Source organism: Luteolibacter sp. AS25 (genome assembly GCF_046736275.1).
Classification (GTDB): Bacteria; Verrucomicrobiota; Verrucomicrobiia; order Verrucomicrobiales; family Akkermansiaceae; genus Luteolibacter.
In genome coordinates this window covers 339,140-361,068 of the sequence record NZ_CP151837.1, presented here as the reverse complement: position 1 = coordinate 361,068, position 21,929 = coordinate 339,140, and the positions used below count along the sequence as shown (strand labels likewise).

The following is a 21,929-nucleotide window of genomic DNA, read 5'->3' as shown; positions in this document are numbered from 1 at the left end:
GTTTTATCGGGAAGCTGCCATATTTTCATCGTGTCTTCACCCAAGCAGCAAAGCAAACGTCCGAATCTCGTCTCTGTAACGACGATCAATCCGGACGGCTCCCACTACGTCCTCCATCCGGCGGACGTAAAAGGACGCTTCACGTCTTTCCGTAGAATTTTCGGTATTCTCCTAATCGCCGTATACGTGCTGCTTCCGTGGATTCCCATCAATGGTGCACCGGCCTTATTTTTCGATGTGGAAAATCGGAAGTTCCACATGTTCGGTCTCACCCTCCTTACACAGGACCTTTGGGTATTCTTCTTCGCCGTAAGTGGGCTGGGTTTCATACTGTTCTTTATCACCGCCCTCCTCGGTCGCCTTTGGTGTGGCTGGGCCTGCCCCTACACCGTTTTTCTGGAGCACGTCTTCCGCCGCATCGAACGCTGGATCGATGGAGATGCCACCGCCCGCCGCAAACTCGATGCAGCCCCCTCCAGCGCACGGAAAACGATTCGTCGAATTGTTAAATACAGCCTCTATCTCATAGCCTCAGCCATTATTGCCCATGTGTTCATCAGCTACTTCGTCTCACTGCCGCGCCTGTACGAATTCATGCAGGAAGGACCACTCGAACACGGAGCCACCTTCACCATCATCGCCGCCCTCACCGGCACCCTCTACTTCTGCTTCGCATGGTTCCGCGAGCAATTCTGCATCATCCTCTGCCCCTACGGCCGTATCCAATCCGCACTAACGGATGAGGAAACCGTAGTCATCGGTTACGATGAAAAACGCGGCGAACCACGTGGAAAAGCCACCGATCCGAATGCAGGCGCCTGCGTGGACTGCACCCGTTGCGTGCAGGTATGCCCCACCGGCATCGATATCCGCAACGGCCTCCAAATGGAATGCATCGGCTGCGCCGCCTGTATCGATGCCTGCGATGACATCATGCGGAAACTCAAGCGCCCAACCGGACTCGTCCGTTACGATTCCACCAGCGGCCTCGCCGGAAAAAAACGCCGCATTCTCCGCCCCCGCCTTTTCCTCTACACCTTCCTCGGCATACTCGGCATGGCAGCCCTCGGCACCACCGCCTATCTGAAGGCTAAGCCAATGCTCGCGGAAGTCTCACGGATGCGTGGCGCACCATTTTTTGTCGATCCCGGTGCTGTCCGGAACCACTACGAGCTCCGGGTGCAGAACAAACGCAACCAGCCCGTCGAATTCAAAATCACCCTGGAAAACCCACCTCCAGGCTTCACCCTCAGCGGCCTTGGTGATTCCCTGACACTCGGTGCACTCGATGAAACCAGCCGCCCGCTCATCATCGTCAACAAGCTGGACCAATACAAAGGCCCCACCCAGCTCACCATGAAAATCTCCGCCACTCCCGGCAAAGCAATCATCCGCCAGAAGCTGAAATTTCTCGGCCCGAACCCGAACCTAACCAACCAATGACACGCAAAGCAATCTACCCATGGCTCTACGTCACAGGAGCCTTCCTCCTACTTCTTGCCGCCTGGACCAGCCTCATTTTCGTAGCAGTAAAACACACACCGGAATCCGTCCCGGTCCAGACCGCCAACTCTTCAAACCGCTAGAAATTGGACCCGGTCCACACCACTCTCGGAGCCTTGGTCGCTGGTCTCGTTACCAGTGTTCATTGCGTAGGCATGTGCGGTCCGATTGCCTGCGGCCTCGCCGCCATGCCTGCCTCGGAGACAGAACGCCTGGCCGGTATTACCGCCTACCACACCGCCCGTCTCACTGCCTACGGGATCATTGGCGCCATCTGTGGAATGGTCGGCCAACAGCCGTTGAAATGGTTCTTTGATTCCCCCGCCGTCCTCCTTCCCTGGGTTCTCGTCGGCGTATTTCTCATATTCGGATTCGGTCTGGAGAAAAAACTTCCGAAACCACCCGTCCTCATTAAATGGACCGCCAGAATGCGCTTCCGTCTAGGTAGGCTCTCTCCTATCCGCAGTGGCCTCGCTCTCGGCGCACTCACCCCCCTGCTTCCCTGCGGTCCGCTATATCTACTTTTCGGCGCAGCCCTTCTCAGCGGATCCGCCATCCGCGGCGCGGAATTCGCACTCGCCTTCGGCCTCGGCACCGTCCCCCTCCTCTGGCTTGCCCAGCAACAGCTGAAACACCTTCAAAAACGTGTAAAGCCCACCACGCTCGTCCGATTTCAACGCGGTCTCGCCATCGCCGCAGCCTGCATGATGGCCTTCCGGCTCTGGGGCACTTTGCCATCCTTCGGCACGAATCCTCCTGAAAAGACCGAAAGCGAGCTCCCTTCCTGCTGCCACTAGGAAACCCACATGCCCACCTGCATCCATTGCGCGACGCCGTTTTCCGCTTCCTCCGAACAAGAGAAATTCTGCTGCCGCGGCTGCGAGTTCGTTTACGAACTCATCCAGAGCGAGGGACTGGACCGCTTTTACGATCTACGTAGTGACTCCACCATACGTCCCGTCCGCAGCACTCCCTTCGAAACACGCGACCTCGCCTGGCTTGAGGAGCTGAAAACAAAAACCGAAGACGGCCACGTTTCCGGCGATACAGTGGAATCCGATTTCTCACTGGAAGGTCTGTCATGCGTGGGTTGCGTCTGGCTGGTGGAAAATATTTTCAAACGCCAACCAGGTGCCCTCGAAGCAGCGGCCCACCCCACCACCGGCCTACTGCGCCTCGAATGGAAAGCCGGACAAACAGATCTCGAAGACTTCGCCAAAGAAATCGCTTCCTTTGGTTACACCCTTGCTCCCCGCAAAGCCGGGATCAATCACAGCGAGGCCCGCCAACTAGTCTCCAAGCTAGGCCTCTGCGCTGCATTTGCTATGAACGGCATGGTCTTCACCCTCCCCGCCTACCTCGGCATGCCTGATGATTTCCCGTTCGCCGGTATCTTCCAGCTGGTGGTCTTCTTGTCTTCCACCCTCGCCATGCTCGTGGGTGGCTCCTATTTCATCAAACGTGCTTGGGTTTCCCTGAGAATGCGAAGCCCTCACATTGATCTCCCCATCGCTCTAGGGATAATTTTTGCATTCATCGGATCGATCATTGGCTGGGTCATGGATATAGAAGGCCTGCTTTACTTCGATTTCGTAGCCACCTTCATCTTCCTAATGCTCGCAGGCCGGTACCTGCAGCTCGCCACAATAGAAAAAAACCGCAATCGGCTACAGCGCAGCAAACCCGTCCCGGAAATTATCCATTCCCCGGATCGTGTGGAACCTTTCACTCTCTCCGAAATATCACCCGGCATTCGTATCAGGCTGGATCCAGGCCAATCCCTCCCCGTCGCCTCCACGCTAGATTCATCTTCCGCGGATTTCTCCCTGGAATGGATCAACGGAGAGGCGGAATCCCAGACATTCCACCCCGGCCGCCAGCTCCCCGCCGGAGCTATCTATCTCGGCACAGAGCCGGTAATCCTGACCACCGAGGAAACCTGGGACGATTCGCTATTAGCGAAACTAACCACCTCCGAGCGCACCCAGTCCAGGATTCCAGCACTGGAAAAACTACTCAAAATCTACCTCTTCGCCATTATCGGAATCGGCATCACCGGATTCTTTGTATGGCTTTCAATCGCAGGGGCCGCACCCGCGTTGCAGATCATGATCTCGGTATTCGTCGTCTCCTGCCCATGTGCATTGGGAGTCGCCCTTCCGCTCGCCGATGAACTTGCCAACGCACGGATGGAACGCTCCGGTGTCTTTATCCGAGAGCCGCTCATTTGGTCACGCCTGCGGAAAATTAGAACGATCATTTTCGACAAAACCGGCACACTCACCTTGGAGCGGCCCGTCCTTCTCAACCCCGAAACCGTAGCCGGGCTCAGCAGCGAAGCCACCTTTGCTCTCGCCCACCTTACCCGAGCTTCGCTCCACCCCATTTCCCGCAGTCTGCTCGAAAGCCTCGGCAGCAAAGGTCAATCTATTCTCCGGAACAGCGATAAAATCACCGCCAGAGATATCCCGGGAATGGGCAGAATTTTCGAAAACGGATCCGAATCATGGACACTCGGCAGACCCGGCTGGGCCTCGGAAAATGCCGCAAACCAAGACACCCACGACGTCGAACTATGTCTTGGGAAAAATATCATCGCCCGCTTTCAGTTCGAGGAAAGCCTGCGACCAGATGCTATCGCCGCCACCCGTATTCTGGCAAAACACCACCGGCTCGTAATTCTCTCCGGTGATAGACAGGGAAAAGTCCATACGGCCGCAGCAGCGCTCGGAATTGAAGATAGCGATGCACACTTTTCCCTCACTCCGGAGCAGAAAGAAGACTTGGTCCGTGATCTCGACCACCACGACACCCTTTACCTCGGCGATGGAGCAAACGACTCGCTGGCTTTCAATGCTGCCCACGCAACCGGCACCCCGGTCGTCGATCGTAGCCTCCTCGAATCAAAGTCCGATTTCTTCTTCCTTGGCCAAAGTCTTAGATTCCTCCCCATGATGCTCGATCTAGCGAAGCAGAGGAGCAGAACTGTCACGATTGCTTTCATTTTCGCGGTTATATATAACCTTACAGCAATCGCCGTGGCCCTCTGCGGCTACATGACACCTCTCGCTGCGGCCATCGTAATGCCTCTCAGCTCTGTTATCTCCCTCGCCATTGTGGCTTCCGGACTCCGGGGTAGGCGGTAAACTTTTCCATAAAAAGCGGGGATCAGTTGATCACTCACATACTCCTTGATAGTCTCGCAGACATTAAGAGGAGAGCTGATCAGATGAAGAGTGACACACAACAGTTCCAAAGCACTCTATTCGAGAGAGTTCTGAGGTCCGAATTATTAAAAACATATCAGGATGCGTTTCGCTGCGCCACTGGTCTGCCTCTTCGTTTCATCGATTCAGCGAAAGGAATCGACCACCTCTCGGAAAAAACCGAAAACGGCAGTCCATTCTGCCGCGAGCTCAATCTCTGCTCAGGTCCCTGTAATTCCTGTCTCGAGGTAAACAAACGCCTTAACGAGGAAGCTGCGATCAAAGGCCCCAGCAGCTGTCATTGTTTCACCGGTCTTGCCTCAAGCGCTGTTCCTGTCAGCTGTGATGGAGCAATAATTGGAATGCTCCGTACCGGCCAGGTATTCCACGCAGTCCCTACCGGGGAGATGTTTCACAACGTCTCCAGAACACTCGCACGCCAGGGCCTCTCCGAGGATGATCTCACCAAGCTGAAAAAGGCCTATTTCCAAACCAAGGTAGTAGAACCGGAACGCTATCAGAGCATGATCACCCTGCTCGGCACCTTTGGCCAGCAGCTCAGCAAACACGCAGAGCAACTCGCCACCATGTGCGATGGAAGCGAACCCGTAGCAGTAGCCCGTGCTAGGAAATTCATTGAAGAAACATTGGCAGACCCCTTGCCACTTCCACTCGTGGCTCAACATGCAGGTCTAAGCGAATCCCACTTTTGCCGGGTTTTCAAAGAAGCCACCGGCCTCACCCTTACCGACTACGTGAACCGCCGCAGGATCGAGTGGGCTAAGAAAGAACTGCTAAAGCCAGAGGCCCGCGTGTCCGAAATTGCCTTCCAGATCGGCTATCAGTCACTCTCCCAGTTCAATCGCAGCTTCTCCCGTTTCACCGGGAACTCCCCCACTAATTTCCGCCGTGAAGAATTGGGGAAACTGGCCCTTCAGTAGCTACCTGAATCGGCCATGGGCAATGTCAACTAATCCAAAATAGGATCGTCTATCCAGGTAAGATTATCCTTCCGCTAAAAATTCGCAGGAATCGCTGACCTCGAAAATCAATCTCTTATAGCGCTGGGATACCCAGTTGCTCAGGCAGCGCAATCCTCGGACGATCCGTCAAAATTTCAGGGTCGCCATCGGTAACAAGCACGGTGTGCTCAAAATGAGCGGAAGGCTTGCGGTCCCCGGTGATAACCGTCCAGCCATCTTCGAGGATAAGAACCTCAGGAGTGCCGGCGTTTACCATGGGTTCGATGGCCAGCGTCATGCCTGGCAACAGCGTAGGGCTTTTGCCACGGGGGCGGAAATTCGGAACCGACGGTTCCTCGTGAAGTTTTCTTCCCACTCCGTGACCCACAAATTCCCGAACGATCGAAAATCCAAAAGGCTCTGCATATTCAGCTACAGCCCCGCAAAGGTCCGCTAGTTTACGTCCGGGACGGGCATGCGCAATAGCTTCGTAGAGGGATTGCTCAGTGACAGCGAGTAACCGTTTGGTCTCCAAAGGCACCTCACCACAAGCAATGGTCGTAGCGTTATCGCCGATGAATCCACTTTTGATAATTCCGACATCAATCTTCAGAATATCTCCCGGCTGAATCCGTCGAGGACCACCGATACCATGAACGACCTCCTCGTTCATCGAAATACAGGTCTGCCCCGGGAAACCTCGATAATTCAGGAAAGCACTCCGGCAATCCTGCTTTTCCATCAAATCTCCAGCTAGCTCGTCTATTTCCTTGGTTGTTACACCAGGAGCAACAGCAGCTACAAGTTGCTGAAGAATATTTGAGGCAATTGCCCCAGCTTCACGCATCCGTTCGATTTCACTAGGATTCTTAATTGGGATACGGACACGTTTCATAATATTCTTCAGCTCAGGATTCTAACGACAGGCGTCAATTAAGCGTGTGTCGTATTGTAAATATAAGCGGTAATCGCCAATACGATCAGAACGGCAATTACGAGCCAGAGGTAAACAAGAGCGGTTTTCGGAGTAGAATTGCTCTGATCCGCAAGGCGATCGTAGCGGCCCTTCAATTTACCTTTGCGCAGGAAACCGTCGTAGTGTTTCTGGATAAGGTGGGTTTCCACCTGACGCATAACATCGAGGACAACACCGACCATAATGAGGAGGGATGTACCACCGAAGAAGTGAAGCACCAAAGAGCCCGGAGGAAGACCAACTAGTTTACCAATCAAGGCAGGAAGGAAGAAAAGTAGAGCGAGGAACAATGCACCTGCGAAAGTCAGGCGGGTCATCGTAAAATCAAGGAACTCGGAAGTCGGCTTACCTGGGCGTACACCGGGGATATAACCACCGTTGCGCTTCAAGTCTTCTGAGATCTGGGAAGGCTGGAACATCATCGCCACCCAGAAGTATGAGAAGAGGAAGATACCAACACCACCGAGGATGTAGTAAGCCATGCCACCACCCACGAGCTCGTTATAGAGCTTTGTAGCCCATGGCGATGTAGGGAAAAACCACTGAAGCATCATCGGAGGAAGTGATAGAACAGCGGAGGCGAAAATAATCGGCATCACACCTGCGTAGTTCACTTTCAAAGGAAGATACTGCGTTTGACCGCCGAATTGTTTCCTGCCCACTACGCGTTTCGCATATTGAACCGCGATTTTGCGTTGTGCCTGCGTAATTGCAATCGTGCCGGCAATTACAATGAGAAGGAGAATAATCATCACCACCATCATGATGGCGCGGAATGGATCACCGTCTGTGAAGTAACCCCAAGCCTGAATGAGCGCACCAGGTAAAGCGGAGATAATGTTTACGGTAATAATGATCGAGATACCATTGCCGATTCCTTTTTCGGTCATCTGGTCACCGATCCACATAAGCAAAACGGTTCCTGCGACGATTGTGAGGACAGTCAGTGCAAACCACGCGACAGATGGATCAGGAACAAGCGGACGTCCAATCTGTTCAATGCCCGCCATGTATGGGATGCTGCCAGGATTCGTGAGGGATTTGGCAACGAAGTAACCCTGGACCAATGCGATCGCAAGGGTGATGTAACGCGTGTATTGGGTAATCTTTTGGCGACCACCATCCTCACGTGCTAGTTTTGCAAACTTGGGAACGATAGCAGTCATCAATTGCACCATGATCGATGCGGAGATGTAAGGCATGATGCCCAATGCAAAAACACCGGCCTGGGTAAGCCCACCGCCTGAGAAGACGGTAAGAAGCGCTGTCATACCACCGGATTCAGTGGCGTCTTTCTTGGCAACGCTGTCCAGCCACTCCTTGATTACCGTAGCATCAACACCGGGAAGGGTGATGTGAACGCCAAGGCGAACGATAACAATAAGAGCCAGGGTAAAGAGAATACGGTCGCGGAGTTCCGGAATTTTCCAGGTGTTAGCAAAAGCGGAGATCATGGTGTGATAAAGACTTCAAATTTTGAAATCCAGACCCCAAGGAACACTTGGTGGCTGGACTCCTAGGGAGACTGAGGCGGTGTTTAGATACGACGGAGAGGAAGCACGTAAATGCTTCCTCTCGCTAGATCAAAGTGTGTTGATTTTCGGAATCAAGCTTCAGGAGCTTCTTCTGAAGAAGCTTTCGATTTAGAAGCAGGCTCGATGAGCTTGCCACCGGCTTTCTCGATCTTCTCCTTGGCAGTCTTGCTGACCTTGTGGAAAGCAACCGTGAAGGATTTTTCGACTTCGCCGTCACCGAGAAGTTTGATTTTGTCGCAAGGACCGTCAACAAGGCCGATTTCGCGGAGAACCGCTTCATCGATGGTTGCACCGGATTCAAAGCGGCCGTCGAGATCGCCCACATTTACAACGATCCACTTGTCGCGGAAATCGAAGTTGTTGAAGCCACGCTTCGGAAGACGACGGTGAAGTGGCATCTGGCCACCTTCGAAGCCAACACGGGTGCCGCTGCCTGAGCGAGCTTTCTGACCCTTGTGACCTTTACCGGAGGTTTTACCAAGACCGGAGCTTTCGCCCGCGCCAAGACGCTTTACGCGATGTTTTGAACCTGGATTAGGGCTAAGATTATGAAGTTCCATTTTCTAAATTTGTTAAGAGGTTGGTGAAATGGCGGCTTATCACCGCCACCACATTAGATTGCTTTCTCTTTCTTCTGCTTGCCGCGGGATCCAAGGATCTGGTCGCGGGTGCGGACTGATGAAAGTGCTTTGAGGGTAGCCTTGACCACGTTAGCGTGGTTGGAGGAGCCCATTGATTTGGCGAGAACGTCACGGATACCAACTGCTTCACAGACAGCACGCACACCGCCACCGGCGATAATACCTGTTCCGGGAGAAGCTGGCTTCAGGAGAACTTTGCCACCACCGAATTCAGCATAGATTTCGTGTGGAATTGTTCCATCAACGATGCTCATCGGGTGAAGTACTTTGCGGGCTGCTTCGGATGCCTTGCGGATTGCGTCTGCAACTTCGTTAGCCTTACCAAAACCAAGACCTACCTTGCCGAGTTTGTTTCCACAAACCACTAGAGCTGAAAAGCTGAAACGACGTCCACCTTTAACTACTTTTGCACAGCGGTTGATGAATACGACTTTTTCGGAAAGTTCGTTACCGTCCGCATCAGTTGGAGCAACACGCTCTTCGCGGCGTGGGCCACGTCCGCGTCCGCCACCTTGACCACCGCGATTTCCTTGGTAACCGCCACGTTGTGGAGGACCGGATTGCGCGGCTTGTGGAGCAGCTGGTGAAACGTTAGGTGCGGAAGCAGGGCTGGTTTTTGTATCTGGAGTATTAGCCATGTGATGGGAGAATTAGAATTTAAGGCCGGCTTCGCGGGCAGCGTCGGCAAGGGCTTTCACCTTGCCATGATAGAGATGACCACCGCGGTCGAAGACCACGTCGGAGATATTGGCAGCCTGGGCACGCTCAGCGAGGAGTTGACCGACCTTCACAGCAGACGCGATGTTCGAGGCGTTGCCTTCGAAGCTTTTGTCCATTGTCGATGCAGAAGCCACTGTGCGGCCTGCTGTATCGTCGATGATCTGTGCGTATACGTGCTGGTTGGAGAAATAAACGGCGAGGCGCGGGCGCTCTGTAGTGCCGGATACCTTGCGGCGGATACGGCTGTGAATCCTTCTGCGGATAGCTTGGCGTTGAATTGTGCTCATTAAAAGTAAATGTGTTTAGGTTATTTACCGACGCTTTTGCCTTCCTTACGACGGACTCGTTCGTCTGCGTAGCGGACACCCTTGCCTTTGTATGGCTCCGGTGGATAGAAGCTGCGGACTTCAGCGGCGAATTGGCCGACGATTTGTTTATCAATCCCTTCGACTTTGATTTTGGTGTTCTCGTTAACGGTAACGGTAAGACCTTCCGGGATTGGGTGGAGAAGTGGGTGTGAGCGGCCGAGGGAAAGATCGAGATCCGATCCTTTGACTGCTGCACGAAGACCAACTCCGTGGATTTCAAGATCTTTGGAGAATCCAGTGGATACGCCGATGATCATGTTGTTGACGATGCTGCGAACGGTGCCGTGGAGGGCACGATGCTGGCGATGCTCGGTTTCACGGGAGACGACAATTGTGTCGCCTTCGTTTTTGAGCGAGATACCTGCAGGAACTGCGAAGTCGAGTTTACCCTTAGGGCCTTCGACGTTAACAGTGTTGCCATCAACTTTGACGGCTACCTTTTCAGGAAGAGAGATTGGTTTGAGTCCGACTCGTGACATATTGTTGTAGTAGTTCGAGTTTAGAAATTACCAGATGTTGGCGAGGATTTCTCCGCCGAGCTTCTGACGTTTTGCGGATGCGCCGGACATAACACCTTTCGAAGTAGAAAGAATTGCGATGCCGAGGCCGGACAGAACACGTGGGATATCCTGGGAACCGACGTATTGGCGGCGACCTGGTTTCGAGACGCGTTTGAGATCTGTAAGAACTGGACGACCGTCGATGAATTTCGGGGACACCTTAAGTTCGGTGCGCTCGCCGGTGACGACTTCGTATTTCCAGATGTAACCTTCCTGTTTCAGGATCTCGGCGATATCAGCCTTGATCTTGGAGTAAGGTGCGAGGAATTCCTCGTTTCCAGCGCGTGCCGCGTTTTTGAAACGTGTGAGGAAGTCAGAGATAGGGTCTGTAAGAACTGCCATGATGGTTGTTTCCTTTTAAATTCTATTAGGGTTATGCGCTGGCGAGTTCACCCTCGGCTTTCTTGATTTCGCGATAAGGCATGCCGAGCTGAGAAAGTAGCTCACGACCTTCATCGTCTGTTTTAGCGGTGGTGACGAAAATCAGGTCGAAACCGATCTGACGCTTTACCTGGTCGAGTTCGACCTCAGGGAAAATTGTTTGGTCGGCCACACCACAAGCATAGTTACCACGTCCATCGAAGGATTTCGGTGAAATCCCGCGGAAGTCCCGGATGTTCGGGGCGGTAACGTTGATGAAACGGTAAAGGAATTCCCACATCTGTGTGCCACGAAGTGTAACGCGGGCGCCGAGTGGCTCGCCTTCACGAAGCTTGAAGTTGGCAACAGCCTTCTTGGAGAAGGTGATGGATGGTTTCTGGCCGGTGATCTTGGAGATCTCGGCAACAGCGTCGTCTACAGCTACCTTGCGGTCCGGGGCTTTGCCCATGCAGGATGTGACGACGATTTTTTCAAGTCTAGGGACTTGATGCGGATTGGTGTATCCGAGCTTCTCTTTGAGAGCTGGAACAACCTTATCTTTGTAGTGTTGCAGTAGTGCTGGTGTACTCATTGTTGTTTTGCGGGTCAGCGCGGTTTCTGTTTAACGCTTAAGCGCGAGCGGCCTTTTAAGGGGCTTAGCTCAGTTTCTTTACATTGGAAATATGGACAGGTGCATCAACTGTTTTGATGCCACCATCGGGATCTGCTTCGGAACGGCGCACTGCCTTTTGGACTGTGCGGCCGCCTTCTACTACGACGGTACCTTTGGCAGCATTGACATTGAGAACAGTGCCTTTTTTGCCCTTGTGGTTACCGGCGATAATCTCGACTTGGTCGCCTTTCTTGACGTGTGTCTTGATGGAGCTCATGGAAAAAATAAAGTAAAAATTAAAGTACCTCTGGAGCGAGGGATACGATCTTCATGAATTGTTTCTCACGAAGCTCACGAGCGACTGGTCCGAAGATACGGGTGCCGCGTGGATTGTTGTCTTTGTCGATAATGACAATCGCGTTCGAGTCGAAGCGGAGAACGGAGCCATCCGGACGACGAACTGGATATGCGGTGCGAACGACAACCGCTTTGACAACGGAGCCTTTTTTCACCGATGCAGTCGGGATGGAATCACGAATGTGAGCGGTGATGATGTCACCAACGCGTGCGGAGCGTGTGCGCTTTCCGAGGACGCCGATCATTTTTGCGGTGCGGGCGCCGGTGTTATCAGCAACGGCGATTTTTGATTCCATCTGGATCATGGTCGTATGAAAAAGTAAGAGATTAAGATCTGTAAAAGGAGCCGGTTTGGCCGGGATTAGTGAGAAAGAACTTCCTGAAGAGCCCAGCGCTTAAGCTTGGAAACAGGTTTGGTCTCGACGATTGAAACGCGGTCGCCGACGGAGGCTTCGCTCTTTTCATCGTGAACGTAGTATTTCTTGGAGCGTTTAACGATTTTATTGAACTTCGGGTGCGGAACACGTGCGATGTGCTCAACGACGATGGTCTTTTCCATTTTATTGGAAATAACAACGCCTACGCGAGTCTTGCGCTTGTGCTGAACTGCTGGAGCTTCTTGAGATGATTCACTCATATAAGTAGGAGGTAGATGTCCGGGCCGCCAGGCCCGGTTAGGCCTTATGCCTGTTCGTTGGAAATGGTGAGAATTTGAGCGATCTCGCGACGAACTTGTTTGAAGCGCGCTGGATTCTCGAGAGTTCCAGCGGAGCGCTGGAGACGGAGGTTCATGACTTCTTGTTTGAGCTCAATCAGGCGCTTGGTGCGCTCGTCTGCGGAGAGCTCGCGGATGTCTTTTCCTTTGGTGGTGGCCATGGTCGTATCAGTGTTAAATGGTTTATTGATGCGGGTTACGTGTCACGAGGCGTGTGCGGAAACCAAGCTTATAAGAAGCAAGGCGCATAGCTTCGCGAGCTGCGGATTCTGGCACACCTGCTACTTCGAAAAGCATGTTGCCAGGGCGGATAACAGCTACCCAGGTATCAACCGCGCCTTTACCTTTACCCATACGAGTTTCTGGTGGACGACGTGTGATTGATTTATGAGGGAAGATCCTGATGAAAACTTTTCCCTTACGTTTGAGGGAACGGTTGATGGCAACACGGCAGGCTTCGATCTGGCGTGTGGTCATCCAGCCCCGCTCGAGGGTCTGAAGGCCGAAGTCACCGAAGGCGACGGTTGTTCCGCGCTGTGCATTACCGGCGCGTGATCCGCGATGGCTTTTGCGGAACTTGGTTCTTTTGGGCATCAAAGGCATGACTTATTTCTCCTTATGAAAATGGTTCTAAATTGAGGGCGGGTACTGCTTGGGAAAATTAAGCGGTAGGAGCGGCTGGTTTATCAGCTGGAGCAGATGGAGCTTCAGCATTTCTGTTGCGGTTATCCGGGCGTCCACCACCTTGGCGGCGGTCACCACGATTTCCACGATCGTTGCGGCGTTCACGCTCAGGTCCACGGGAGCCGTCATCCGGCTTTTTGTTGATCCAGCATTTCACACCAATGATTCCGTAAACTGTGCGGGCTTCTGCGAAGCCGTAGTCGAGTGGAACACGGAGAGTTTGAAGAGGCACTTTACCTTCACGATAGCTCTCTGCACGGGCGATATCAGCACCACCGAGACGGCCACCGCAGCGAACACGAATGCCTTCGGCACCGAATTCCATAGCTGTCTGGATGGAACGCTTCATTGCACGGCGGAATGCGATCCGGCGTTCGAGCTGAATAGCGATCTGCTCGGCTACAAGTTGTGCGTCGAGTTCCGGCTTGCGGATCTCGAGGATGTCGAGCTTCACCTGGGAATCTTTGCAAATCTTCTGGACCTCGTTGGTCATGATCTCGATCTCTTTACCTTGACGGCCAATGATGAGACCCGGGCGGGAGGAGTGGAGAGTCACGCGGACACTGTTCCAAGCACGCTCGATAACTACGCGGGCAAGACCGGCATTAACGAGTTTCTTTTTGAAGTATGCACGGATGGCAAGATCTTCGTGAAGCTTGGTTGTGTAGTCTTTGCCGCTGGCATACCACTTTGAGCGCCAGTCTTTATTGACGGCGAGACGGAAGGCGATCGGATTTACTTTTTGGCCCATGGTGTTAGGTAGAGAGAGTTATAAAGGAGGGATTACGCGGTTGCTTCTTCAGCTACTGCCTCTTCTTTTTTGGCAGGTGCTTCTGTAGTTTTCTTCGCAGCGGCTTTCTTAGGAGCACGCTTTTTCTTTTCAGGAGGAGCACCTACTACGGTGACGGAGATGTGTGATGTGCGCTTGATGATGGCACCGGCTGAACCCTTGGCACGTGGCTTGAAGCGACGCATGGTTGGTCCTGCACCGATCACAGCTTCCTTGATGATCAAGTTGCTGGAATCGAGGTTGAAATTGTTTTCCGCATCCGCGATCGCAGTTTTGAGAGTCTTCCCGATAAGGAAAGCTGCTTTCTTCGGAGTGAAGGTGAGAATGTCGAGGGCGTTCGAGACTGGTAGTCCCTGAATTTCACGGGCTACGTCACGCGCTTTTTTCGGCGAGAGGCGGACAAATTTAGTGGTGCTGGTGACTTCCATGGTCGTCGGAGTTAGAATTGAGAGTTAGAAGGAAATTAGTTTTGAGTAAGTAAAACGGCGGTATCGCCGAGACTTGGTTCGTGGTCCTGAGAATCGATTTGTTCTACGAAAGCTCCGGAAACGCCTTTGCGGACGTCTGCCAGGATCGCTTTACCGTAGGCTTGCTGGCCGTGCATCAAGCGGAAGGTCATTCCAATTTTAGCGCCTTGGCTTTCACCAAGATTGAGGACAAGCATACCGCTTTGTTGATCGAGACTGACGATGCGCGCTTGCTGGAGGTTTCCAGTGCGAACATCGGGAAGGGGCTTTTGGCGGAGTCCGCTGACAGAGTCAAGCTCTCTCATCGCAGTTTCCACACTAAGTCTTGCTTCCGGGTCGGAAACAACCGCTTGGCGGATGTATTCCTGAACGGAAGCTAGAAGATTGCCGGATGCTGACTCAAGTGCGGTGAGGTGCTCATTAGCGATCTCGAGATCGGCAGCCGCCTGGATAAGGCGATCATCGCCGCCGTCCAGAAGATTTTTGCCGAGCGCTTCAAGTCGTTCACGAACTTGATTGAGCTGTTCCGTTGACTTCTTTTCAGCCTTATTGGATTCAACAAGGGCGATTTGAAGTGAACGGTTCTGCTCTTCAAGATCAGCTACCAGGCTTTCAAGTTCCGTCACCGAAACTTTGTCCTGACCCGTGCAAGGCACGACCATGGCCAACAGCCCGAAGGCGGCAGCGAATGTACGTGTATGACAGGAAATAGACATCTGGATGAGAACGATCTGAGCTGAGAACTTAATGATTATTTTTTACCGATACCACCGTGTGCACGGAAGATTCGGGTAGGTGCAAATTCACCAAGTTTGTGGCCAACCATGTTTTCTGTCACATAGACAGGAACGAAGGTTTTGCCGTTATGAACAGAGAAGTTGTGTGACACGAAGTCAGGAGTGATGACGGAGTTGCGTGACCAGGTCTTGATCGGCTTACGATCTGAGCCTGCTTCTGCAACTGCATCAATCTTAGCAAGAAGCTTCTGATCGACGAATGGGCCTTTCTTTAGGGAACGTGGCATAAATTGGTTAGGTTAAGTTTTCTAAAAAAGGGTTACTTCTTACGGTCGTGACGGGATTCAACGATGAATGTGCTCGTAGTTTTCTTCTTCTTGCGGGTCTTCTGACCTTTCGCATGGCCCCAAGGGGAAAGAAGGTGCTGGCGACCACCACCGGACTTGGATTTACCCTCACCACCACCGTTCGGGTGGTCGACTGGGTTCATACACATACCACGGACTGTCGGGCGAACACCCTGCCAACGTGAGCGACCAGCTTTGCCGGAAACTTCGTTCATGTGGTCACGGTTACCTACAACACCGATTGTGCAATAGCATGCCTCGTGGAAGCGTCGGATCTCTCCGGAACGCATTTTTACGAGTGCCCAGCCGCCATCTCTGTTGGAAAGAACAGCGCTCTGACCAGCGGAACGCGCTACCTTGCCACCGTTTCCGGGAAGAAGCTCGATGTTGTGGATCTCTGTTCCGAGTGGAACGTTGGAGAGAGGCATTGCATTGCCTACCTTTGGAGCAGCTGTAGCGCTGGAGATTACGCTTGCACCGTCAGTAAGACCGGCTGGAGCCAGAATGTAGGACTTGGTGCCATCCTTGTATTGGATGAGGGCGATACGGCAAGTGCGGTTCGGATCATACTCGATACCGATCACAGTTGCTTCCATCTCACGCTTGTTGCGTTTGAAATCGACAAGACGATAGTGACGCTTATGACCACCGCCGATGTGGCGTGTAGTAATGCGTCCGGTGTTGTTCCGACCACCTGAACGCTTAAGCGGGGTGAGAAGGGACTTCTCCGGCTTGCTTTTGGTGATTTCGTCGAAGGACGGAAGCTCCTTGTAGCGTTCGGATGGAGTATTGGGTCTGAAAGTTTTAAGTGGCATGACTCGCGTTTCGTTAAAGTGGTTTTGGCTGTTCAGCGTGCAGCTGACTAACCGGTGCGGGCTTAGATGAGATCGATTGTTTCACCGTCTGCGAGACGGACGATCGCTTTCTTATATTGAGGGGTGCGGCCTTGATCAGCACGGCGCTTGCGGCGGATCTTGCCGTCGTAGTTTGCGGTGCGGACTTTGACGACTTTCTTGTCGAAAACAGTTTCCACGGCAGCCTTGATCTCAAGCTTGTTTGCGAAGCGGTCTACTTCGAGAACAACTTCGTTGTTCTGCTCCTGAAGGAGAGATGCTTTTTCGCTGAGGCGGACGTTTTTGATGACCTGGTAGATGTCTTTCATGGTCGTGAGTAGTTGGTTACGTGGAAAAGATTAAGCGGTGCGTTTCGCAAGAGTTTCGACAGAATCACCGACGAGGACGATTACGCGGCTGAGCATGAGTTGCTCAACGTTGAGGTCTTTCGCGGTGGCGAGTTGCACCCAGCCGATGTTACGGGCGGCGAGTTTAGTGGAGTCATCGAAGTTTCCAACGAGGAGGACGGAGCGTTTCTCAGCAGTCACATCAGCAAGAGCGGAGAGGAAGGATTTTGTTTTGGAATCAGATACCGCGAAGGAATCAACAGTGAAGATTTTTTCCGCACGTGTAAGATCTCCAAGCACGCGGCGAAGAGCCAGGCGACGGACGGAGCCAGGAACGTTTTTGGCGTATGAACGGTTGCGTGGTCCGAAAACTACACCACCACCTACGAAGATTGGAGCCTTGCGGTCGCCGTGACGGGCGTTACCAGTTCCTTTCTGTTTGAAGATTTTCTTGGTGCTACCACGAACCTCACCACGAGTTTTGGTGTGTGCGGTGCCTGAACGGCGATTGGCACGATAAGCGGTGATGAGATCGTGAACAGCTTGGCGGCCTTTTTCCTCACCTACTAGGATGAGATTTGCAGCTTCTGCATCTGCGGTTGTGAATGCTTTTGCGGACATGGCGGAAAGTTTCGTTAAATATTATTGGTGCGAGCGGTGCTTACTTCTTTTTCGCAGCGCGGATGGTGAGGTAGGCGCCTTTTGCACCTGGGACGGAACCGGAAACGAGGATGACACCATCTTCTTCACGGACAGCGATAACCTTGAGGTTCTGTGTTGTGGACTTGGTTGTACCCATGTGTCCTGGCATCTTTTGGTTTTTCCAAACACGACCTGGAGTCGAGCCAGCACCGATGGCACCAGTTCTGCGGTGCATCATGTGACCGTGGGATTGTTTCAGACCACCGAATCCGTGACGCTTGTAGGCACCTTGGAAACCGCGACCGATAGTGTTACCGATTACATCCACGAATTGACCGGCTTCGAAAAGCGCGAGGCCGGGATGCTCTGCAGGAACCTCGGAATCGTCGGCAAAACGGAACTCTTGAACGCGGCGTTTCGGAGCGGAGCCGGCTTTCTTAAAGCGAGCGAGATCCGGTGCGTTGACGCGAAATTCCTTTTGGTCGTCAAAACCTACTTGAACGGCGCTATAGCCATCCTTTTCTTTAGTTTTGGTCTGGAGAAGTGTGTTTCCGGAAACGTCGATGACGGTTACAGGAATGCTGGAGCCTGCCTCTTTATCAAAGATGCGGGTCATACCGAGTTTTTTGCCGAGAAGTCCTAGTGACATGTGCTGAGAGAGAATTAAAAAGTTAGAAAAATTAGAGAATCCGGGAGCCGGAAGAATCTATATACGGATTGTGATGTCTACACCGGCTGGAAGATTGAGCTTCTTGAGCTCATCAACAGTGCGGGCGGTAGGATCGACGATATCAAGAAGACGCTTGTGTGTACGAACCTCGAATTGTTCAGCAGACTTTTTGTTCACGTGAACGGAACGGTTAACACTGAATTTCTCGATACGGGTTGGAAGCGGGATTGGACCAGCAACACGTGCGCCGGTGCGCTTTGCGGTTTCCACAATTTCGAGTGCCGAGCGGTCAATTGCACGGTGATCAAAGGCACGCAGGCGGATGCGGATTTTCTGAGCTGACATAGAAGTGAGGTTGTTGTTGGTTGTGAGATTTGTTTAAGAATTATGCTACGCGATCGACGGCGATTTCCTCGACGATTGCTGTCGGGACTTGTTCGAAGTGCGAAGGAGTCATCGCATAAGAAGCGCGACCTGATGAAAGTGTGCGAACAGCAGTGGAATAGCCGAACATTTCCTTGAGAGGAACATTTGCGCGAACGGTGGAGAAAGCGCCTTTTGATTCCATATTTTGAATCTGGCCGCGACGACGGTTGAGGTCCCCCATTACGTCGCCCTGGTATTCGTCCGGAGTTGAGACTTCGACAGCCATAATTGGCTCGAGAAGAATCGATCCAGCATTCTGGAAAGCATCGCGCATTGCGAAGATCGCCGCCATTGTGAAAGCGTTTTCGTTGGAATCAACGTCATGGGATGAGCCATCGAGAATATCGACATGCGCATCAATAACCGGGTAGCCTGCTACCACGCCATTTGTGAAAGCTTCACGGCAGCCTTTGATGGTCGCGTTGATATATTCCTTGGGAATGGAACCACCGACTGTTTTGTTCTCGATGGTAATTCCTTTGCCAGCTTCGTTTGGCTTAACGGAGAGAACTACGTGGCCGTATTGACCTTTGCCGCCGGTTTGCTTGATTAGCTTACCTTCGCCATTTGCTGCCTTCGTGATAGTTTCACGATAGGTGATCTGTGGAGCACCGGTATTGGCGTCTACCTTGAACTCGCGCTTAATGCGGTCGACGATGATTTCGAGGTGGAGCTCACCCATGCCGGAAATGATTGTTTGCCCGGTCTCTTCATCGGTTTTCACCATGAAGGTAGGATCCTCATCGGACAGACGGGCAAGTGCGATCGCAAGTTTTTCCTGATCGGCTTTTGTGCGGGGTTCGACTGCCATTGAAATGACAGGCTCAGGGAAAGTAGGCGGTTCAAGAACAACATCGTGGCCTACCGTAGCAAGTGTATCACCGGTTGTGGCGTTTTTGAGGCCAACCATTGCGGCGATGTCGCCAGCGTAGCACTCTTCGATATCCTTGTGCTCATCTGCCTGAATACGAATCAGGCGACCGACGCGCTCGGACTTGCGGGTGCGTGGATTGTAAACAGTATCTCCTTTACGGACGATGCCGGAATAAACGCGGAAGAAAACGAGTTTCCCAACAAATTTGTCAGCCCAAAGCTTGAACACAAGTGCGGTAAATTGCCCCTCGTCTGTAGTTGGCACTTCGATTTGAACTTCTTCGTTATCAGGGTCCATGCCGATAGCCGAAGCTACGTCCAAAGGAGATGGAAGATAGTCGATAACCGCATCAAGGAGATATTGGACACCCTTGTTTTTGAAAGCGGAACCACCAGCGACAGGAACAATCTTGTTGGCTATCGTGGAACGGCGAATTCCCTGCTTGAGATCGAGAACTGTGATCTCTTCCTCCATTAGGAACTTCTCCGCGAGAATCTCATCACAGTCAGCAACCGTAGAAAGCAGTTCTTCATAAGCTGCATCCGCGATTTCCTGCTGAGTCTCTGTAAGTTCGGAAACAGTGTAGGTTGAGCCGAATTTATCGTCGTCCGAATAATAAACAGCCTTTTTGTTAACTACGTCAATCTGACCCTTGAGATTTTCCTCGGAACCAATTGGAATGAGGATACGGACGGCGTTTGCGCCGAGTTTCTCTTTAACCTCGCTAACTACGTTATCGAAATCAGCGCCGGTGCGGTCCATCTTGTTAACAAATACGATGCGCGGAACGTTGTATTTGGTAGCCTGGCGCCAGACGGTTTCTGTTTGCGGCTGAACGCCTGCAACTCCACAGAATACAACAATCGCACCATCAAGAACACGGAGCGAACGCTCTACCTCGGCGGTGAAATCCACGTGACCGGGTGTATCAATGATGTTGATGCGCTGCTTCTCTTCCGCGAAGAGCTTGGAAACACTCGGCTCTTTCTTTTGCCACCACTCGGTTGTGACAGCAGCGGAAGTAATCGTAATACCGCGTTCGCGCTCCTGCTCCATCCAATCGGTGGTAGCAGCGCCGTCATGAACCTCACCGATCTTGTGGATCATACCAGTGTAGAAAAGAATCCGCTCTGTAAGAGTGGTCTTTCCTGCGTCGATATGCGCAGCGATCCCGATATTACGGGTCCGCTCAAGCGTATAAGGACGATCTGGATGGTTTTGGCTCAATATCTTAAACTCGGTATTTTATATTCGGAAATTTCCTTAGAAACGGAAGTGGGCGAAAGCACGGTTTGCTTGTGCCATCTTGTGAACATCGTCACGCTTGCGGACTGCCGCACCTTGATTGTTTGCAGCATCCTTGATCTCGTTGGAGAGCGCGACGTGCATTGGGGTACCTTTACGGTTACGTGCGTAAGTTACGAGCCAGCGCATTGCGAGGGACTCGGAACGATCTGGATCAACTTCGAGCGGCACTTGGTAAGTAGCACCACCTACACGGCGGGACTTAACCTCGACGCGTGGTTTGGAGTTCTCCACGGCACGTGTGATAACCTCGAGAGGATCAACTGTATCAGTACCTTCGTTTGCGCGATCAATCGCCGCGTAAACAATGCGCTGCGCGAGGGAGCGCTTACCATCCTGCATAACCTTGGTGATGAGGTGGCCGACAACCGGACTATCGTAACGAGGATCGCGACGGTCAGGCTTGGTGAAAATTCTTTTGCGACGTGGCATAACTTATAAGAGGTACGTTTTTCTAAAAATGGATTACTTAGCAGCTTTAGGCTTCTTCGTTCCATATTTGGAGCGGGATTGCCTGCGCTTATCTACACCGAGCGTATCAAGTGAACCACGGACGATGTGATAACGAACACCCGGAAGGTCTTTTACTCGACCACCGCGAACGAGGACGATTGAGTGCTCCTGGAGGTTGTGACCTTCACCACCAATGTAGGCGATAACTTCAAAGCCATTGGTAAGACGAACCTTTGCAACCTTACGGAGAGCGGAGTTCGGCTTTTTCGGTGTCCGGGTCATAACCTGGAGACAAACACCACGGCGCTGCGGGCAGTTAACGAGAGCGGGTGACTTCGACTTCTCGACTGGAACGTGGCGTCCTTTGCGAACGAGCTGATTAATGGTCGGCATGATTTCCTTCGTGTTTCTGGATTTGTCTTAAAAAGAGTAGTTGGGACAAACCGGCACGAAGACGGGGCTTTCAAAAACCCGTTTTCGCTTTTTTCCGGAGCTGCACCCGATAATTTCCCTGTTTTGCGGCTAAACTTGATGATTTAGTTAGCTCAGCCTCGCTGTGGGGGGCGGGATTCTACTCATTTAAGAGAGTGTGACAAGACCTTTTTGATCTTTTTTCAAAAAAAGGCGATCGCGGGCAAGTTAATCATTCAATGTAGATTGTACAGTGAAAAAAATCAGTCATTTACCTAACAAAGGCAAAGTAATCACTTACATCATAGGCCCATACGGCTTGTCACATGCAGATTTCGCAATGAAATTTGAATGGACGACAGTCAGCATGGCTTTTTTGCATGTAGTAACGGCAAAGGTCATTCCGAATTCGGCAGCAGGTATGAGT

General features: G+C 52.3%; 29 protein-coding genes and 1 pseudogene. 5 read left to right on the top strand and 25 right to left on the bottom strand.

Features of this window, described 5'->3' with window-relative positions:
* Nucleotides 1–30: 30 nt before the first annotated feature.
* From ccoG to AAGA79_RS01630, 5 genes are all read left to right on the top strand, one after another.
* Nucleotides 31–1,443, top strand: coding sequence for a cytochrome c oxidase accessory protein CcoG (ccoG, locus tag AAGA79_RS01650; protein ID WP_411827043.1), 1,413 nt, complete (start codon nucleotides 31–33; stop codon nucleotides 1,441–1,443).
* The gene (locus tag AAGA79_RS01645; protein ID WP_411827042.1) at nucleotides 1,440–1,586 is read left to right on the top strand and encodes a hypothetical protein; all 147 of its coding nucleotides are present in this window, start codon (nucleotides 1,440–1,442) and stop codon (nucleotides 1,584–1,586) included. The genes ccoG and AAGA79_RS01645 overlap by 4 nt, the downstream gene beginning before the upstream one ends.
* Nucleotides 1,587–1,589: 3 nt before the next feature.
* On the top strand, nucleotides 1,590–2,300 hold the full coding sequence (locus tag AAGA79_RS01640; RefSeq protein WP_411827041.1) for a sulfite exporter TauE/SafE family protein: 711 nt from the start codon (nucleotides 1,590–1,592) through the stop codon (nucleotides 2,298–2,300).
* A 9-nt stretch (nucleotides 2,301–2,309) separates the two neighbouring features.
* Nucleotides 2,310–4,649: a heavy metal translocating P-type ATPase gene (locus AAGA79_RS01635; RefSeq protein WP_411827040.1), complete on the top strand. Its 2,340-nt coding sequence runs from the start codon at nucleotides 2,310–2,312 to the stop codon at nucleotides 4,647–4,649.
* Nucleotides 4,650–4,732: 83 nt separating this feature from the next.
* Entirely contained in the window at nucleotides 4,733–5,650 is a 918-nt protein-coding gene (locus AAGA79_RS01630; RefSeq protein ID WP_411827039.1) for a helix-turn-helix domain-containing protein, read from the top strand.
* A gap of 115 nt (nucleotides 5,651–5,765) precedes the next feature.
* On the opposite strand, the gene map is transcribed toward AAGA79_RS01630, so the two are convergent.
* The 25 genes and pseudogenes from map to rpsL all read right to left on the bottom strand — a co-directional run bounded on the left by map (nucleotide 5,766) and on the right by rpsL (nucleotide 21,484).
* Complete coding sequence (map, locus tag AAGA79_RS01625; RefSeq protein ID WP_411827038.1) at nucleotides 5,766–6,566, bottom strand: type I methionyl aminopeptidase; 801 nt, start codon at nucleotides 6,564–6,566, stop codon at nucleotides 5,766–5,768.
* A 38-nt stretch (nucleotides 6,567–6,604) separates the two neighbouring features.
* Nucleotides 6,605–8,101, bottom strand: coding sequence for a preprotein translocase subunit SecY (secY, locus tag AAGA79_RS01620; RefSeq protein ID WP_411827037.1), 1,497 nt, complete (start codon nucleotides 8,099–8,101; stop codon nucleotides 6,605–6,607).
* A 152-nt stretch (nucleotides 8,102–8,253) separates the two neighbouring features.
* Nucleotides 8,254–8,742 carry a 50S ribosomal protein L15 gene (gene rplO / locus AAGA79_RS01615; protein ID WP_411827036.1) on the bottom strand — a complete coding sequence of 163 codons (489 nt, stop codon included), beginning with the start codon at nucleotides 8,740–8,742 and terminating at the stop codon, nucleotides 8,254–8,256.
* Nucleotides 8,743–8,795: 53 nt separating this feature from the next.
* Nucleotides 8,796–9,461, bottom strand: coding sequence for a 30S ribosomal protein S5 (gene rpsE / locus AAGA79_RS01610; RefSeq protein ID WP_411827035.1), 666 nt, complete (start codon nucleotides 9,459–9,461; stop codon nucleotides 8,796–8,798).
* A 12-nt stretch (nucleotides 9,462–9,473) separates the two neighbouring features.
* Nucleotides 9,474–9,830 (bottom strand): 50S ribosomal protein L18, encoded by a 357-nt coding sequence (gene rplR, locus AAGA79_RS01605; RefSeq protein WP_411827034.1) that lies wholly within the window; start codon nucleotides 9,828–9,830, stop codon nucleotides 9,474–9,476.
* A 20-nt stretch (nucleotides 9,831–9,850) separates the two neighbouring features.
* Nucleotides 9,851–10,390 (bottom strand): 50S ribosomal protein L6, encoded by a 540-nt coding sequence (rplF, locus tag AAGA79_RS01600; protein WP_411827033.1) that lies wholly within the window; start codon nucleotides 10,388–10,390, stop codon nucleotides 9,851–9,853.
* Nucleotides 10,391–10,417: 27 nt separating this feature from the next.
* Nucleotides 10,418–10,813, bottom strand: coding sequence for a 30S ribosomal protein S8 (gene rpsH, locus AAGA79_RS01595; RefSeq protein ID WP_411827032.1), 396 nt, complete (start codon nucleotides 10,811–10,813; stop codon nucleotides 10,418–10,420).
* Nucleotides 10,814–10,844: 31 nt separating this feature from the next.
* Nucleotides 10,845–11,423: a 50S ribosomal protein L5 gene (rplE, locus tag AAGA79_RS01590; protein ID WP_411827031.1), complete on the bottom strand. Its 579-nt coding sequence runs from the start codon at nucleotides 11,421–11,423 to the stop codon at nucleotides 10,845–10,847.
* A 64-nt stretch (nucleotides 11,424–11,487) separates the two neighbouring features.
* Nucleotides 11,488–11,721 (bottom strand): 50S ribosomal protein L24, encoded by a 234-nt coding sequence (gene rplX, locus AAGA79_RS01585; RefSeq protein WP_411827030.1) that lies wholly within the window; start codon nucleotides 11,719–11,721, stop codon nucleotides 11,488–11,490.
* Between the two features lie 19 nt (nucleotides 11,722–11,740).
* Complete coding sequence (gene rplN / locus AAGA79_RS01580; RefSeq protein WP_411827029.1) at nucleotides 11,741–12,106, bottom strand: 50S ribosomal protein L14; 366 nt, start codon at nucleotides 12,104–12,106, stop codon at nucleotides 11,741–11,743.
* Between the two features lie 56 nt (nucleotides 12,107–12,162).
* Nucleotides 12,163–12,438: a 30S ribosomal protein S17 gene (rpsQ, locus tag AAGA79_RS01575; protein ID WP_411827028.1), complete on the bottom strand. Its 276-nt coding sequence runs from the start codon at nucleotides 12,436–12,438 to the stop codon at nucleotides 12,163–12,165.
* A 44-nt stretch (nucleotides 12,439–12,482) separates the two neighbouring features.
* Nucleotides 12,483–12,677 (bottom strand): 50S ribosomal protein L29, encoded by a 195-nt coding sequence (gene rpmC / locus AAGA79_RS01570; RefSeq protein ID WP_411827027.1) that lies wholly within the window; start codon nucleotides 12,675–12,677, stop codon nucleotides 12,483–12,485.
* A gap of 22 nt (nucleotides 12,678–12,699) precedes the next feature.
* Nucleotides 12,700–13,119 carry a 50S ribosomal protein L16 gene (gene rplP, locus AAGA79_RS01565; RefSeq protein WP_411827026.1) on the bottom strand — a complete coding sequence of 140 codons (420 nt, stop codon included), beginning with the start codon at nucleotides 13,117–13,119 and terminating at the stop codon, nucleotides 12,700–12,702.
* Nucleotides 13,120–13,177: 58 nt separating this feature from the next.
* The gene (rpsC, locus tag AAGA79_RS01560; protein ID WP_411827025.1) at nucleotides 13,178–13,951 is read right to left on the bottom strand and encodes a 30S ribosomal protein S3; all 774 of its coding nucleotides are present in this window, start codon (nucleotides 13,949–13,951) and stop codon (nucleotides 13,178–13,180) included.
* 146 nt (nucleotides 13,952–14,097) lie between these two features.
* Nucleotides 14,098–14,418 (bottom strand): annotated as a pseudogene (gene rplV / locus AAGA79_RS01555) (50S ribosomal protein L22); the annotation flags it as partial.
* A 35-nt stretch (nucleotides 14,419–14,453) separates the two neighbouring features.
* Complete coding sequence (locus tag AAGA79_RS01550; protein WP_411827024.1) at nucleotides 14,454–15,173, bottom strand: hypothetical protein; 720 nt, start codon at nucleotides 15,171–15,173, stop codon at nucleotides 14,454–14,456.
* Between the two features lie 35 nt (nucleotides 15,174–15,208).
* Nucleotides 15,209–15,481 carry a 30S ribosomal protein S19 gene (gene rpsS / locus AAGA79_RS01545; protein ID WP_411827023.1) on the bottom strand — a complete coding sequence of 91 codons (273 nt, stop codon included), beginning with the start codon at nucleotides 15,479–15,481 and terminating at the stop codon, nucleotides 15,209–15,211.
* A gap of 32 nt (nucleotides 15,482–15,513) precedes the next feature.
* The gene (rplB, locus tag AAGA79_RS01540; RefSeq protein WP_411827022.1) at nucleotides 15,514–16,356 is read right to left on the bottom strand and encodes a 50S ribosomal protein L2; all 843 of its coding nucleotides are present in this window, start codon (nucleotides 16,354–16,356) and stop codon (nucleotides 15,514–15,516) included.
* A gap of 62 nt (nucleotides 16,357–16,418) precedes the next feature.
* Complete coding sequence (gene rplW / locus AAGA79_RS01535; RefSeq protein ID WP_411827021.1) at nucleotides 16,419–16,703, bottom strand: 50S ribosomal protein L23; 285 nt, start codon at nucleotides 16,701–16,703, stop codon at nucleotides 16,419–16,421.
* Nucleotides 16,704–16,733: 30 nt separating this feature from the next.
* Nucleotides 16,734–17,342 (bottom strand): 50S ribosomal protein L4, encoded by a 609-nt coding sequence (gene rplD / locus AAGA79_RS01530; protein WP_411827020.1) that lies wholly within the window; start codon nucleotides 17,340–17,342, stop codon nucleotides 16,734–16,736.
* A 40-nt stretch (nucleotides 17,343–17,382) separates the two neighbouring features.
* Entirely contained in the window at nucleotides 17,383–18,012 is a 630-nt protein-coding gene (rplC, locus tag AAGA79_RS01525) for a 50S ribosomal protein L3 (RefSeq protein WP_411827019.1), read from the bottom strand.
* Nucleotides 18,013–18,069: 57 nt separating this feature from the next.
* Nucleotides 18,070–18,378 (bottom strand): 30S ribosomal protein S10, encoded by a 309-nt coding sequence (gene rpsJ / locus AAGA79_RS01520; protein WP_411827018.1) that lies wholly within the window; start codon nucleotides 18,376–18,378, stop codon nucleotides 18,070–18,072.
* A 40-nt stretch (nucleotides 18,379–18,418) separates the two neighbouring features.
* Nucleotides 18,419–20,560, bottom strand: coding sequence for an elongation factor G (gene fusA / locus AAGA79_RS01515; protein WP_411827017.1), 2,142 nt, complete (start codon nucleotides 20,558–20,560; stop codon nucleotides 18,419–18,421).
* 36 nt (nucleotides 20,561–20,596) lie between these two features.
* On the bottom strand, nucleotides 20,597–21,070 hold the full coding sequence (rpsG, locus tag AAGA79_RS01510) for a 30S ribosomal protein S7 (RefSeq protein ID WP_411827016.1): 474 nt from the start codon (nucleotides 21,068–21,070) through the stop codon (nucleotides 20,597–20,599).
* 33 nt (nucleotides 21,071–21,103) lie between these two features.
* Nucleotides 21,104–21,484 (bottom strand): 30S ribosomal protein S12, encoded by a 381-nt coding sequence (gene rpsL / locus AAGA79_RS01505; RefSeq protein ID WP_411827015.1) that lies wholly within the window; start codon nucleotides 21,482–21,484, stop codon nucleotides 21,104–21,106.
* Nucleotides 21,485–21,929: the final 445 nt, after the last annotated feature.

What these genes read in the sequence shown, in the direction of transcription:
- AAGA79_RS01645 (WP_411827042.1), top strand. Translation starts at nt 1,440, where the DNA reads ATGACACGCAAAGCAATCTACCCATGGCTCTACGTCACAGGAGCCTTC.
- AAGA79_RS01635 (WP_411827040.1), top strand. Translation starts at nt 2,310, where the DNA reads ATGCCCACCTGCATCCATTGCGCGACGCCGTTTTCCGCTTCCTCCGAA.
- AAGA79_RS01630 (WP_411827039.1), top strand. Translation starts at nt 4,733, where the DNA reads ATGAAGAGTGACACACAACAGTTCCAAAGCACTCTATTCGAGAGAGTT.
- map (WP_411827038.1), bottom strand. Translation starts at nt 6,566, where the DNA reads ATGAAACGTGTCCGTATCCCAATTAAGAATCCTAGTGAAATCGAACGG.
- secY (WP_411827037.1), bottom strand. Translation starts at nt 8,101, where the DNA reads ATGATCTCCGCTTTTGCTAACACCTGGAAAATTCCGGAACTCCGCGAC.
- rplO (WP_411827036.1), bottom strand. Translation starts at nt 8,742, where the DNA reads ATGGAACTTCATAATCTTAGCCCTAATCCAGGTTCAAAACATCGCGTA.
- rpsE (WP_411827035.1), bottom strand. Translation starts at nt 9,461, where the DNA reads ATGGCTAATACTCCAGATACAAAAACCAGCCCTGCTTCCGCACCTAAC.
- rplR (WP_411827034.1), bottom strand. Translation starts at nt 9,830, where the DNA reads ATGAGCACAATTCAACGCCAAGCTATCCGCAGAAGGATTCACAGCCGT.
- rplF (WP_411827033.1), bottom strand. Translation starts at nt 10,390, where the DNA reads ATGTCACGAGTCGGACTCAAACCAATCTCTCTTCCTGAAAAGGTAGCC.
- rpsH (WP_411827032.1), bottom strand. Translation starts at nt 10,813, where the DNA reads ATGGCAGTTCTTACAGACCCTATCTCTGACTTCCTCACACGTTTCAAA.
- rplE (WP_411827031.1), bottom strand. Translation starts at nt 11,423, where the DNA reads ATGAGTACACCAGCACTACTGCAACACTACAAAGATAAGGTTGTTCCA.
- rplX (WP_411827030.1), bottom strand. Translation starts at nt 11,721, where the DNA reads ATGAGCTCCATCAAGACACACGTCAAGAAAGGCGACCAAGTCGAGATT.
- rplN (WP_411827029.1), bottom strand. Translation starts at nt 12,106, where the DNA reads ATGATCCAGATGGAATCAAAAATCGCCGTTGCTGATAACACCGGCGCC.
- rpsQ (WP_411827028.1), bottom strand. Translation starts at nt 12,438, where the DNA reads ATGAGTGAATCATCTCAAGAAGCTCCAGCAGTTCAGCACAAGCGCAAG.
- rpmC (WP_411827027.1), bottom strand. Translation starts at nt 12,677, where the DNA reads ATGGCCACCACCAAAGGAAAAGACATCCGCGAGCTCTCCGCAGACGAG.
- rplP (WP_411827026.1), bottom strand. Translation starts at nt 13,119, where the DNA reads ATGCCTTTGATGCCCAAAAGAACCAAGTTCCGCAAAAGCCATCGCGGA.
- rpsC (WP_411827025.1), bottom strand. Translation starts at nt 13,951, where the DNA reads ATGGGCCAAAAAGTAAATCCGATCGCCTTCCGTCTCGCCGTCAATAAA.
- AAGA79_RS01550 (WP_411827024.1), bottom strand. Translation starts at nt 15,173, where the DNA reads ATGTCTATTTCCTGTCATACACGTACATTCGCTGCCGCCTTCGGGCTG.
- rpsS (WP_411827023.1), bottom strand. Translation starts at nt 15,481, where the DNA reads ATGCCACGTTCCCTAAAGAAAGGCCCATTCGTCGATCAGAAGCTTCTT.
- rplB (WP_411827022.1), bottom strand. Translation starts at nt 16,356, where the DNA reads ATGCCACTTAAAACTTTCAGACCCAATACTCCATCCGAACGCTACAAG.
- rplW (WP_411827021.1), bottom strand. Translation starts at nt 16,703, where the DNA reads ATGAAAGACATCTACCAGGTCATCAAAAACGTCCGCCTCAGCGAAAAA.
- rplD (WP_411827020.1), bottom strand. Translation starts at nt 17,342, where the DNA reads ATGTCCGCAAAAGCATTCACAACCGCAGATGCAGAAGCTGCAAATCTC.
- rplC (WP_411827019.1), bottom strand. Translation starts at nt 18,012, where the DNA reads ATGTCACTAGGACTTCTCGGCAAAAAACTCGGTATGACCCGCATCTTT.
- rpsJ (WP_411827018.1), bottom strand. Translation starts at nt 18,378, where the DNA reads ATGTCAGCTCAGAAAATCCGCATCCGCCTGCGTGCCTTTGATCACCGT.
- rpsG (WP_411827016.1), bottom strand. Translation starts at nt 21,070, where the DNA reads ATGCCACGTCGCAAAAGAATTTTCACCAAGCCTGACCGTCGCGATCCT.
- rpsL (WP_411827015.1), bottom strand. Translation starts at nt 21,484, where the DNA reads ATGCCGACCATTAATCAGCTCGTTCGCAAAGGACGCCACGTTCCAGTC.